A 12,798-nucleotide genomic window follows, 5' to 3' on the forward strand; every position below is an offset into this window, starting at 1 on the left:
CGTCTGATTGATAAAAACAATTCCATTAAAAAACATATTTTTTAAAAGAGCCTTGTTATGCGCCGTATTTATATTGAGTCTTTTGTAGGACTAGTACTGTTTTTTATCGCAAGTTTAGCGACGATTGAGGTCGTCATCTATCAGCTCAATACCGATTATGATTATGTGTTAGCCGATTATCAGGCTGAGGCTTGGCACGACCTCATAGAAGTAATTTATCAACATGAAGGGGATGAATCGGCTGTAGCGGCTGTCGAAAAATATGCACAGAAAACGAGGCAGATACTCACCAAATTTTCAACGCAAGAATTACCTTCGGATATCAGTCAATTTTTTTTTCATGACCACTCTCAAGCTTATACTTTCCATGATAATGATAGAAATCTGTGGTTTCGAGTCCATTTAGGCTCTGATATTTATCAACTCAAACCAGATTTAAATACACCTCTTCGTCAAGCTATCAACTTTAGTGACAATATCACTCTAATTTTTTTGTTGGTTGGCTTCGCACTCTATTGCGTAGTCTTTATTTGGTTCTTAAGTCGTCGTGTACGTGCATTAGAAAAAGTAACGCTCGCCTTTGCAAGTGGGGATCTAACGGCTAGAGCCTCCATTGATAGCAACAAACGGGTTGGTTCCTTAAATCGGAGTTTCAACTTCATGGCAGACAAAATTTCAGATTTAGTTACCAGTAATAAAGCGCTGACCAATGCCATCGCCCATGAACTCAGAACACCAATCTTCCGTATTCAGTGGCAAGCCGAAATGCTTGCGGATTATCAGTTAACGCCCAAACAAGCCACCAAAGTCGCTAGTATCATTGAAGATACAGAAGAAATGGAAACCATGGTAAATGAGCTTCTATACTATGCAAAAGTAGAACGTCCAGAAAGTGAACTGAATATTCAACCCATACCGCTTAATAGTTGGCTTGAACCGTTGCTTGATAAGTGGAGAACCGACTCATCAAATCATATTGAATATACTCAGCCAAAAACCTTGTTCACGCTCACCGCAGACCCGTATCTTCTCAAAAGGGCACTCGACAATTTATTGGGTAATGCACAAAAGTATGCTCAAGGGAAAATTGGCGTTTCTCTCTCGCTCTCTCCCGATAACAAACAACTTCTTATTTGTGTTCATGATGATGGACGAGGCATAGAAGAGAAACATTGGCCTTTTATTTTCGATGCCTTTTATAGTGCAGATTCTTCTCGGGGAGAAAAACACTCAGGGTTTGGTTTGGGACTTGCCATAGTTAAACAGGTTGTCCTGCGCCATCACGGTAAGGTTTCCGTTTCAACCAGCCCTCTAGGTGGTGCTTGTTTCACGATTTTCCTACCCTATTCAAAATAAAGGTTAGTGCTAAACGGCAAGCAACAGAGAGCCAATTAAAAGTATGATTGTATTCCAAAAATGACATTTCCTGACGAATCCATACAAACCAACACTACCGACTAACAAAAAAACACTGCACAATTAATCTCACTACACTAAAAGGGTGATTTTTCCTCAACAAATTTTTCACACTTATGGTGCTAGTCTAATTTAATCTTATTTCCCACATAATTATTACTAGGTTGTTTGAACTATGAAACCAGGTCGTACAGGTATCAGTCGTCTCTTTTATGCCACCGGTTATTCAATGAAAGGTCTTCATGCTGCATGGCAGAATGAAGCAGCCTTTAGGCAAGAAGTGATTGCTTCTCTTATATTAATCGCGCTCACATTCTTTCTCCCTGTCACGAAAATAGAGCAGCTATTAATGATTGGCAGCTTAGTACTGGTCGTGCTTGTTGAATTGATGAACTCCGCCATCGAAGCTGTGGTTGATCGAGTCGGTAGTGAATGGCATGAACTGAGTGGACGAGCAAAAGATATCGGCTCTGCCGCCGTTCTCGTTGCATTAATTTTCGCAGCATTCACATGGTGTTTTATTTTGGTGTAATCAATGCATAGATCATTCAAAGGAATTAACCTCTCTTACGTAGGCATTAGTTTTTGTCTTGCGTTATATTTTGTAGTCATTGTTAACCTTCCAGTTTATTCTGCGCTCAGTGATGTTTTGAGTAAATTAGACGGGGTAAAAATTGGTTTTGTTATTTCAATTCCAATCTTCTTTTTGGCCACCTTTAATTTCTTATTTAATCTATTTAGCTGGCCTTGGCTCACCAAACCCTTTTTCGCGCTTTTAATCCTATTGTCAGCTGCCGTCAGTTACGCTGGTTTTAATTATGGCACCCTGTTTGATTCGGACATGATAGCCAACATTGTAGAAACCGATAGCAGTGAAGCGGGCTCTTATTTTAGTCTGTACTCTTTGGTGTGGATGATCGGCATGGGAATAATTCCAGCCCTACTACTAATCATCACTCCGATTCAAAAAAACAAGTCATTCTTCAATCTGATTTTGCGAAAGTTGACCTCCATGGCCATTTCTTTGGTAGTGATTGGCACTGTCGCAATGATGTACTATCAAGACTATGCCTCGGTTGGCCGTAACAACTCTTATTTAAGACAGCTTATTATCCCAACACAGCTTGTATATAGCATTGGGAAATATGTACATCGTACGTATTTAGCGACACCGATTATTTATCGAGAAATAGGGTTAGATGCCAAACAAATGCCACAAGCTCTATCTGCTGCGACAGATAAACCGACCTTAGTGGTATTTGTACTTGGCGAAACGGCTCGTTCACAAAACTATCAGCTCAATGGCTATAATCGACCAACCAATAGCTACACCAAAGCACTAAATGTTATTTCATTTCAAGATGTCAGCTCTTGTGGTACAGCAACAGCGGTATCTGTCCCTTGTATGTTCTCGTCTTTTACTCGTGATAATTACAGTCGCCAAGCCGCGGATAACCAAGATAACTTTTTGGATATATTGAAGCGTGCACAGGTTGGTTTATTCTGGATTGAAAATGATGGTGGTGACAAGAATGTAGCCAAAAACATCGACAAAATCGAAATTGATCGCAGCCGCGTTGATGAACTGTGTAATGGACAGACCTGCTATGACATGGCTATGCTAGAAAATTTCGAGAAGAATATCGACAAAATGCAGGGTAACCGTATGTTGCTCATGCATTTAATTGGCAGCCATGGCCCAACGTATTTTCAACGTTATCCGCAAGACAAAAAGGTATTTCAACCTGATTGCCCGCGAGCGGATATAGAGAACTGCACTGTTGATCAAATAATCAATACATATGACAACACCATCTTGTATACCGATTACGTTATTGCTCAAACCATCGAAAAACTCAAAACATTAGAAGATAAATACAATACTGCATTGATTTACATTTCTGATCACGGTGAGTCACTCGGTGAAAACGGTTTGTTCTTGCACGGTATGCCTTATGGCTTAGCACCAGCATATCAAACGCAAGTTCCAATGATGTTTTGGACATCCCCTGGTTTTGAGCGAGAAAAATCACTCAATACAACCTGTTTACGGAATAATGCTCAACAAAAAACCTATTCACAAGATAATCTGTTCCATTCAATGCTTGGCATCATGGATATCACCACCGAAGTTTATAATCCACATATGGATCTGTTCGCAAACTGTCGCAGTTAACCCAAGTCAGCATTCAATTGAGACGATAGATGTAAGAGAGGCTCCAAATGGAGCCTCTGCGTTAAATGATTAGGTTCATTAGCGTTCAAAAGATAGAAAAAGGCCAACACGACCTAGCTGCGACTTGGATAATCTGTATACCCTTTAGCATCTCCGCCGAATAGTGTCGTTGGATCAAGCTCAGCTAACGGAACTCCCTCTTTTAGTCGCTCAACTAAATCTGGGTTTGCAATAAATGGGCGCCCAAAAGCGACCAAGTCTGCATAGCCAGCATCAAGTATTTCGTTAGCTCTTTTCACATCATATCGTCCAGCAACAATAATAGTGTTGCTAAAAACTTCACGTAAATGGCGGCGAAAATTTTCGGGGATCTTCGGTGCATCGTCCCAATCTGCCTCTGAAAGGTGCAGGTAAGCGATATTCAAGGCCTGCAACTGTTCAGCTGCTTGCAAAATGGTTGGTACAATGTCAGGGCAATCCATATCTTTAAATGTAATGTAAGGTGCGAGCCTTACGCCAACTTTATCCGCACCGATAGCATCAATAACCGATGTCACTACCTCTATTAAAAAACGTAAACGATCCTCTCGACTGCCACCATATTGGTCATTTCGTTTATTGGAATTAGTTCGCAAAAACTGATCTATCAGATATCCATTTCCACCATGAATTTCTATACCATCGAATCCCGCATCAATGGCATTTGTAGCAGCGTGAGTGAAATCAGCGATGACACGCTGGATATCTTGGTGGGTCATTTCCCTAGGTTCAATGCAATCAATCATCAGCCCTGCTTCACCTTGATTGGCTATCCACACTTTCGTGTCTACAGGTGCAATAGCAGATGGTGCCATCGGTTTTTCTCCATTTTGAAAAACTGGATGAGATACTCGCCCTACATGCCACAGCTGATTAAAAATTTTAGCGCCTTTTTTTTGGCTAGCTGTGGCTACCATTTTCCAACCAACAACCTGCGCTGGCGTATAAACACCAGGAGTAAATGAGTAACCTTGGCTATCGTCGGAAATTTGCGTCGCTTCAGTGATGATAAGGCCTGCACTTGCGCGTTGTGCGTAATATTCCGCCATCATCTCATTCGGTACATTACCCGGCTGGCTACTTCTTGCTCTCGTCATAGGCGCCATAACAATACGGTTTTGAACATCAAATGCATTCAAAGATGCGGAAGAAAATAGTTTGCTCATTAATTAGTCTCTATGTCATTAAACTCAGTGTAATAAGGTTAAAACAAAAGAAATGATTAATAATCTAGTAAATTTTAAAAATAGTATTTAGATTTAATAAACAATAAGCATAAAGGGGAGCAGAAAAGATGAATAAATTGGCTAATATGGAATTGTTTGTCGCCATTGTAGAGCAACAAGGGTTAGCTGCAGCAGCCAAATCCTTAAACATCTCAGCTGCATCTGTCACCATAAAACTCAAAGAATTAGAACAGTACTACGGTGTAAAACTGCTTCAAAGAACGACGCGTAAAATTGCGCTCACCGAAGCTGGAGAACATTTTTACCAGCTTAGCCAGCAAACGCTAGCCAATATTGCTGAGTTAGAATCATCACTATTAACAGAGAAAACACAGTTTGAAGGTAGTATTAGGATCTCTGCACCTAAAGATCTGGGTCGCCAGCATCTATTACCAATAGTAGACAAATTTTTGCTCAAGCATCCTAAGGTTATTCCACATATTACTTTTAGCGATACGATTTTAGGTCTCTATGAATCAAAACTCGATTTAGTACTTCGTTATGGATCACTGAAAGATAGTCAATTAATTTCAAGAAAATTAATCCAAAACCGACGTGTATTATGCGCATCACCTAATTATTTAAAGCAACATGGTATTCCACAGGTTCCGGATGATCTTAAGCATCACCGTTGTTTAGGCATGGTTCGTGGTAACGAATCACTGACTCGCTGGTCATTCTATGACAATAATATACAGCAAGATGTACTTATAAAACCGGCACGACTTTCTAATGATGGTGGCATCATCCGCCAATGGGCGACTGAAGGTGCGGGAATCGCCCTCAAATCCCAACTAGATATCCAAGCTGACTTAGCATCAGGAAGACTTGTTACCGTATTAGATAATTACCATCAAAGCTTTCATGCAGCGGATCTCACTTCTGGGTCTGATTTACATTTGATTTACCCAAATAGAGAACATCAACCTTCTCGAATAAAAGCGTTGATTGAAGAAATATTGATTTATTTTGAAACACTCGGTATATCAAAAGATTAAAAGAGAGTTTTCATAAGATAGAAAAGAGCGCCACTAACCGTGACGCTCAGGTAGGTAATTATTTTTTATTTGCGTATTTCATTGAATCCAAGGCAACAGCAAAGATAATAATGCCACCTTTAATAATGTACTGCCAGTAAGGGCTTACGCCGATATACGTCATACCATAGTTAATAACAGTAAAAATAAGTACCCCAGTTACAACGCCTGCAATACTACCAACACCACCAGCAAACGAAACACCACCTACCACACATGCTGCAATCGCATCAAGCTCGTACAAGAAGCCCAAGTTATTCGTGGCACTGCCAATACGGCCAGCTTCTAACATACCACCAAAGGCATAGAACACACCGGACAACGCATACACTTTAAGCAGTGTCATTGGTACGTTAACACCAGAGACTTTCGCCGCTTCTGGGTTACCGCCGACAGCAAAAATGTTTTTGCCGAAAACTGTTTTGTTCCACAAAATCCACATAAAGATAATCGCGATAATGGCGTAAAAGGTTATGTAAGAGAACCTAAAGTCACCAAACCGGATGAACCCTTGGGTAAATGTAGAGAAACGCTCATCAAAACCAGCAATCGGTGAAGCACCTACCGAGTCGTAGTACAATGAGTTCACACCATATACGATAATCATCGTACCCAAGGTCGCGATAAATGGAGTCACTTTTAAATAAGCAACAATAATACCATTGACCAAACCAAGGATTGCACCAATAGCACACACACAAAGTATCACCGCAATAATTGGCACTTCACCAATACTTGGAAATACTTTATTCACGTTATCAATCGACTGTAAAAGTGTGGCTGAAATAACTGCAGCCAAACCAACTTGGCGACCCGCTGAAAGGTCAGTACCTTGTGTAACAATTAAACCAGCTACTCCGAGTGCAATAATAACACGCACAGAAGATTGCGTTAAAATATTACTGAAGTTGCGCAAGCTTAAAAATGAAGGTTCCTGAATAATAATAATAGCAAGAAGAATAAATAGAACCGCATAGATCGCACCTTCCTTAAGGTGCTTCATTGCAAATGTTTTAACCGAATCCATAATAATTTCCCTAGAGGTAACGAGAGGCCAGCTCTAATATTTCATTCTGTGAAGTGTCTTTAGTATTAACGATCCCAGCGGCACGGCCATTACTCATAACCAAAATTCGGTCAGTAATACCTAACAGCTCTGGCATTTCAGAAGAAATAATAACAATACCTTTATTCTTCTTCGCTAATTCCAATATCAACTGGTATATTTCAAATTTAGCACCCACATCAATACCACGAGTAGGCTCATCTAACATTAATATTTCAGGTTGGGTTAATAACCAACGACCAATAATTACTTTTTGTTGGTTACCACCAGACAAGGAACCAATCGATGTTTCATGCGATGGTGTTTTTACACTCATGGAGTCAATCACCCACTGAGTATCGCTTTTCATCTTTTTGTTGCTCAACAATCCCAATTTGGTTTTGTATTCATCAACGTTAGCGACTAAGGAATTAAAAGTGATATCTAGATTGCCGTATATTCCCGTTGATCGACGCTCTTCAGTCACTAAAGCAAAACCGTTATTAATAGCTTCATGAGCATCTCGGTTTTTCATTTCACGACCGTGTAAAACAATATGCCCACCACTGCGCTCACGTACCCCAAAAATCGTTTCGACTATATCAGTCCGCCTTGAACCAACAAGCCCAGCGACACCGAGAATTTCACCTTCTCTTAGTTCAAATGAAACATCTTGAATCGAAGGTTGGTTCAGCGCTGTTAAGTTTTTAACCTCTAAAATCACTTCTTTGGGGACGTTTGTTTTTACAGGGAAGCGTTGAGTAAGTTCTCGACCAACCATCATCGATATGATTTTGTCCATATCTAGACCTTGCAGTGGTCGAGTGTCTACCCATTGCCCATCACGTAGGATCGTAATCTCATCACAAATGGCGAAAATCTCTTCCATTTTGTGTGAGATATAAACCACGCCACAGCCTTTCTCTTTTAACTTCTTAATAATAGTAAAGAGATGTGATACCTCTTTCTCAGTCAAAGATGAAGTTGGCTCATCCATGATCACGATACGAGCGTTATAAGAAAATGCTTTGGCAATTTCGACCATCTGCATTTGAGAAACTGACAATTTCGCCACTTTAATTTTTGGGTCAATATCAATGTCTAATTCATCAAAGATTTCTTTGGTATCACGATACATTTTATCGTGATCAACAAATAACCCTTTTTTTGGATAGCGACCCAACCAAATATTGTCCATAACCGAGCACTGTAATACTTGGTTTAATTCTTGGTGTACCATGGAAACACCAGCTTCCAAAGCTTGTTTAGACGATTGGAAATTAACATGCTCGCCTAGAAATATAATATCACCTTCATTCTTTTCGTAAATTCCAAATAGGCATTTTAATAGTGTCGACTTCCCTGCTCCATTTTCTCCCATTAATGCATGAATAGAGTGTGGTCGAACTTTTAAATTTACTTTATCTAATGCCTTAACCCCAGGAAACTCTTTACTCACTCCTGTCATCTCTAACAGAAATTCATGTTCTTGATTTACCATGGCATCACTTATTTCATTTTAGGTTGTTATTATCAATTACGCTTATTTTACTATAACCAAACAAATTAAACTTTCGATTAAGAAGAGCATAGAATTATTCCCATTAACATAGAAAAACTATGTAATTATGAGCAATGAACGCCACTAACATCTCTGCAGTTTAAAATATGAATGGTCTCTCGATAATTGATTGAATAAACACGCTGCATTGGGATAAAGGGGGAATAACTCCCCCTTTAAATTAGATTACTCAAGCGTAGATCTATCAACACCTACGTAAGGAACGCGGACAATCTTGTCCTTCATTTCCCACTGAGTGCCTTCTGTTACAGGTTTACCGTTCGCTAGGTTACGCGCTAATTCAAATGTCGCTTTCGCTTGTGAATCAGCATCGTTTAATACTGTACCAGCCATATCGCCAGATTTAACCAATGCAAGTGCTTCTGCCAAGGCATCTACACCAAATACTGGAACTGTTGCACCTGCGCCACGTAATGCTTCGATTGCACCCATTGCCATACCATCATTGTTGGCAATAACAACTTCAATTTTGCTACCGTTAGGGCCTGACAACCATGCATCCATTTTGTCTTTTGCCATTGCGGTATCCCACATACCAGTATCCATGTGAAGTTCTTCAGTTTTGATGCCGTTTTCATTGATCATTTTCACTGAGTAAGATGTACGAGCTTCTGCATCTGGATGGCCTGGTTCACCTTTCAACATGACATATTGAAGAACACCATCGCCATTTTTATCCCATGATGGATTTGCCTTCCAATGTTGAGCAATTAAGTCACCTTGGATGATGCCAGACTCTTTAGAATCCGTACCCACATAATACGCTTTGTCATAGGAAGCCAACGCTTTCGCACTTGGTTCTTTGTTGTAGAAAACGATTGGAACATCGTCCATTTTCGCTTTGCTAATGATACTCGGTGCTGCCGCAGGGTCTACAAGGTTGATAGCAAGGGCTTTAACACCGCGTGCGAGCATTACATCTACTTGGTCATTTTGCATGGATTGGCTGTTTTGAGAATCATTCATCAAAACTTTGGTATCACTGTCGCCGTCTGCTTGTTTCTCAATGGCTTGACGCACAACCGACATGAAGTTGTCATCATATTTATAAACAGTAACACCGATTGTTGTATCAGCCATTACTTGAGAACCAAAACTCATACCGGCAGCAAGCATTGCTAAAGTAGTTAACTTTCTCATTGAACAAGTCCTATTTGTTAGTGTTGTTATTACGTTATATGTAGGGGGAAAACGCTATCTAACTGACAAAAAAGGCGTCAGTGAAAACGTTTACCTTTCGAAGTATAGTAATAATAAGAACAATTAATGTGAACTGGTTAAAGTTTTGATGGCGAACGTGTCAAATTGTAAGTTTTGATGTAAATAATTTGATGAGACCTGCAAAATTACGTAAGGCTACGTAACGCAATGTAACAGCGAGATCATCTTCTCGTTTTCTTAGCCAAATGAACAAACAATTACGTTCAAACTCTCAAATAACCAAATGTTAACGTTTACACTTGATATTATGTATATGCAATCAAGATTCATGGGTTTGTAGCTGACAAAGTGTAGATTAAAATTGTTACATACGTGAAACAATTGAGGAAAACTTGACAAGTAATACTCGGTCTATTTGCTATATCCAAATAATTTTACGCGCTGTTTTCATCCATGAATTCTAATTTTTCACCTCATTGTTATTGGCATATGCCAAAAATAGAGAGTATATTGACTTGAAAACGAAATGCGAATTTTAGGAGTTCTTATGATTTACGCGATCCCTTGCCAGCAAAACGCCCTCTTCAATCACTTTGCTAAAGCACCACAATTGATGATTGTAGATAATGTAAAATCAACTAGTACGTTAATTGATGTACCGCTTTCAAAGGAAAACTGTGGCAAGAAAAAAACATTATTTAATATTCTAAACCATCATCACGTCGATGCCGTCATTGTCCGTAGTATTGGACAAAATATGTTGTCAGCACTCTTCAATAAAAACATTGCTGTATATAAAGCTCCGAGAGGGAGCGTTCTATCTTCACTTAACCCAAATCAGCTGCAACCAGTGACTGATCTTGCTTTTGGCAAACCGTCACCGAATAAAGCAAAAAAAACATGTGCTAGTAAAAAAGAGTGCCATACCAAGAATAGCCTCAATAATAAGCTTTCTCCTCGGACCATGGTTGCATTAAAAAAAGTACTTAAATTGAATGTGATTAGCAGGGAAACAGTATGACTTACCTGTTAGCATTTGTGCTTTTTGTTGGCTTGATTGTATTGATGGCACTGGGCGTTTTATTTCGCAGAAAATCTTTACAAGGTAGCTGTGGTGGACTGGCTAATATTGATATTGAGCGAGAATGCAATTGTGTTGATGTATGCGATGAGCACCAAAAAGTACTCTATCAAATTGAAGAACCTACATCACATGGCTAGTATTGAACAAGCATCAGTGCGCATCCCTCCACTAGGCAAGTAGCGACTTTGCTTCGGGCACGATTAACAATATTACCAAACGTTTGTCTTGATACGCCCATTTGAGTCGCTGCATCTAATTGACTTAGCCCTTCTTTGTCTGCCAGCCGTAGTGCTTCTAACTCTTCCGGCAGCAAATCGACCTGAGCTAACTCTGTAAGCTTAACGCCATTGGGTTTGAAACAAGCATATGCAGCCTGCCCACAAATATTACGTGCTTTTTTCGGTCTAGCCATTATCTGTTCCTACTCCTCATTCATAGATTGGAAACATTATGTTGATTCAGCATCCACCACACCATTGTCACTGCGCAGTTTGTTGCGAACCTTTTTTTTCAAATCACCAACCTATTGAATTTCAGTCGTTAACTGATGATCGTGTGACCGCACAGATTGTAGCAACTGAAAAGATGCAAGGCTATCGCGGCGTAATGCAAGGAGGGTTGATCAGCACCCTGCATGATTCGGCAATGACTCATTGTTTATTTGCTAAAGATATCCACGCCATGACAGCAGAATTAACCGTAAGATATCTTTCTCCAGTGCCCCTTTACCAATCTCTCACGGTTGAAGCAACGCTCATTAAACAAAAACGAACGATTTACTATCTTGATAGTTCGATATTTTGTGGTGAACAATGCCTTTCAACCGCTACTGCCAAGTTCATGTGCCAAGGGAATAACGAGTATTTTAAAAAATAATTTGAAAGTGATGATGAATGGGAGCACTGTTTCATGCTCACAGGGTAGCTTATTGTATATCAACAATAAGCTACCTATTTAGAAACAAGGATATATGATGAACATAACCGCTCATGCGAAAACTCGTTATTCAACCAAAGCCTTTGACTCAACAAAACGTATTTCTGACCAGCACATTGCTGAAATTAAAGAGCTGATCCGTTTTAGCCCTTCGAGTACCAACGCTCAACCTTGGCATTTCATTCTCGCAAGCAGTGATGAAGCCAAGCAAAAAGTGGCACAAGCGACACAAGGCTTCTACTCATTTAACGAAGGGAAAATCCTTAACGCCTCTCACGTTTTAGTCTTCTGCGCGAAAACCAGTATTGATGAAAATTACTTACTTGATCTACTTGAAGTTGAAGACCAAGATGGGCGATTTTCCAATGATGAGGCAAAGCAAGGTCAGCACAGAGGTCGTTCTTACTTTGTCAACATGCACAGATTTGACTTAAAAGATGCTCAACATTGGATGGAAAAACAAGTTTATTTGAACGTTGGTACAGTACTACTAGGTGTCTCGACATTAGGCATTGATGCAGCACCAATTGAAGGCTTCGATGCCAAAGTGCTTGACGAAGCGTTCGCTTTAAGAGAACAAGGCTTGTCTAGTGTTGTTATTGTTCCTTTAGGTTACCGCAGTGAAGAAGACTTCAATGCCAAGCTGCCTAAATCTCGCTGGCCTGAAACAACAATTATCACGGAGTGCTAATGGCAAGTGTGAATCTAATCGCGGAAATCAAAGCTAGTCAGGGTAATGAAAAAAGAGTTGAAATACTGCTTACCGAATTATTGGAGCCTTCTCGTGCAGAAACAGGTTGCTGTCAATATGAGCTTTACCGAGATCAATCCATTGACGGCTTGTTTGTAATGCAAGAAATTTGGTGTTCTGAAGCATCATTACTTCAGCATCAACAAAGCAAACATTTTCAGCATTTTCTTGCTATCGTCAATGAAGAAGCGCTGATCGAGTATATACAGCCACGCCCATTGATATTCATTGCTTAAATAGCAATCAGCTTAATGAGTTGTCGCCTGACAAACTACAACTCATTGCTCTTCAATTATCAGACTTTGCAAACCACTCTCTTTATGTTGTTATGGCTATCACACCAAC

14 protein-coding genes are annotated in these 12,798 nt (G+C 39.9%); 9 read left to right on the forward strand and 5 right to left on the reverse strand.

The genetic code is table 11. The features are described 5' to 3' along the window. Positions 1–57: 57 nt before the first annotated feature. The 3 genes from EYW48_RS13775 (at position 58) to EYW48_RS13785 (ending at position 3,592) form a co-directional block, all read left to right on the forward strand. Entirely contained in the window at positions 58–1,356 is a 1,299-nt protein-coding gene (locus EYW48_RS13775; RefSeq protein ID WP_274674810.1) for an ATP-binding protein, read from the forward strand. A 235-nt stretch (positions 1,357–1,591) separates the two neighbouring features. Next, entirely contained in the window at positions 1,592–1,948 is a 357-nt protein-coding gene (locus EYW48_RS13780) for a diacylglycerol kinase (protein WP_053309871.1), read from the forward strand. Between the two features lie 3 nt (positions 1,949–1,951). Continuing rightward, complete coding sequence (locus EYW48_RS13785; RefSeq protein ID WP_274674809.1) at positions 1,952–3,592, forward strand: phosphoethanolamine--lipid A transferase; 1,641 nt, start codon at positions 1,952–1,954, stop codon at positions 3,590–3,592. Between the two features lie 113 nt (positions 3,593–3,705). On the opposite strand, the gene EYW48_RS13790 is transcribed toward EYW48_RS13785, so the two are convergent. Then, positions 3,706–4,797, reverse strand: a complete 1,092-nt coding sequence (locus tag EYW48_RS13790; RefSeq protein ID WP_277432565.1) for an alkene reductase — start codon at positions 4,795–4,797, stop codon at positions 3,706–3,708. Between the two features lie 128 nt (positions 4,798–4,925). Here EYW48_RS13790 and EYW48_RS13795 point away from each other — a divergent pair, with 128 nt between their 5' ends. Further along, positions 4,926–5,855, forward strand: coding sequence for a LysR family transcriptional regulator (locus EYW48_RS13795; protein ID WP_274673443.1), 930 nt, complete (start codon positions 4,926–4,928; stop codon positions 5,853–5,855). 58 nt (positions 5,856–5,913) lie between these two features. Here EYW48_RS13795 and mglC read toward each other — a convergent pair whose 3' ends face one another. The 3 genes from mglC to mglB all read right to left on the reverse strand — a co-directional run bounded on the left by mglC (position 5,914) and on the right by mglB (position 9,661). Beyond that, positions 5,914–6,921: a galactose/methyl galactoside ABC transporter permease MglC gene (mglC, locus tag EYW48_RS13800; protein ID WP_053309875.1), complete on the reverse strand. Its 1,008-nt coding sequence runs from the start codon at positions 6,919–6,921 to the stop codon at positions 5,914–5,916. 10 nt (positions 6,922–6,931) lie between these two features. Then, complete coding sequence (mglA, locus tag EYW48_RS13805; protein ID WP_053309876.1) at positions 6,932–8,440, reverse strand: galactose/methyl galactoside ABC transporter ATP-binding protein MglA; 1,509 nt, start codon at positions 8,438–8,440, stop codon at positions 6,932–6,934. Between the two features lie 246 nt (positions 8,441–8,686). Then, positions 8,687–9,661 (reverse strand): galactose/glucose ABC transporter substrate-binding protein MglB, encoded by a 975-nt coding sequence (gene mglB / locus EYW48_RS13810; RefSeq protein ID WP_053309877.1) that lies wholly within the window; start codon positions 9,659–9,661, stop codon positions 8,687–8,689. A 568-nt stretch (positions 9,662–10,229) separates the two neighbouring features. On the opposite strand from mglB, the gene EYW48_RS13815 reads away from it, so the two are divergent. Next, positions 10,230–10,703, forward strand: a complete 474-nt coding sequence (locus EYW48_RS13815) for a NifB/NifX family molybdenum-iron cluster-binding protein (protein WP_053309878.1) — start codon at positions 10,230–10,232, stop codon at positions 10,701–10,703. After that, positions 10,700–10,903, forward strand: a complete 204-nt coding sequence (gene nqrM / locus EYW48_RS13820; protein WP_053309879.1) for a (Na+)-NQR maturation NqrM — start codon at positions 10,700–10,702, stop codon at positions 10,901–10,903. The genes EYW48_RS13815 and nqrM overlap by 4 nt, the downstream gene beginning before the upstream one ends. Here the strand turns inward: nqrM and EYW48_RS13825 are convergent. Next, positions 10,900–11,178, reverse strand: coding sequence for a DUF134 domain-containing protein (locus EYW48_RS13825; protein ID WP_053309880.1), 279 nt, complete (start codon positions 11,176–11,178; stop codon positions 10,900–10,902). The two genes, nqrM and EYW48_RS13825, sit on opposite strands and share 4 nt — an antisense overlap. Positions 11,179–11,216: 38 nt before the next feature. On the opposite strand from EYW48_RS13825, the gene EYW48_RS13830 reads away from it, so the two are divergent. From EYW48_RS13830 to EYW48_RS13840, 3 genes are all read left to right on the forward strand, one after another. Beyond that, complete coding sequence (locus EYW48_RS13830) at positions 11,217–11,642, forward strand: PaaI family thioesterase (RefSeq protein ID WP_053309881.1); 426 nt, start codon at positions 11,217–11,219, stop codon at positions 11,640–11,642. 97 nt (positions 11,643–11,739) lie between these two features. After that, on the forward strand, positions 11,740–12,393 hold the full coding sequence (gene nfsB / locus EYW48_RS13835; protein WP_277432576.1) for an oxygen-insensitive NAD(P)H nitroreductase: 654 nt from the start codon (positions 11,740–11,742) through the stop codon (positions 12,391–12,393). Beyond that, positions 12,393–12,689, forward strand: coding sequence for a putative quinol monooxygenase (locus EYW48_RS13840; protein WP_261926782.1), 297 nt, complete (start codon positions 12,393–12,395; stop codon positions 12,687–12,689). Before nfsB ends, EYW48_RS13840 begins: the two co-directional genes overlap by 1 nt. Positions 12,690–12,798: the final 109 nt, after the last annotated feature.

Origin of the sequence: Vibrio sp. 1180_3 (assembly GCF_029478545.1) — a bacterium.
Lineage (GTDB): Bacteria > Pseudomonadota > Gammaproteobacteria > Enterobacterales > Vibrionaceae > Vibrio > Vibrio aestuarianus.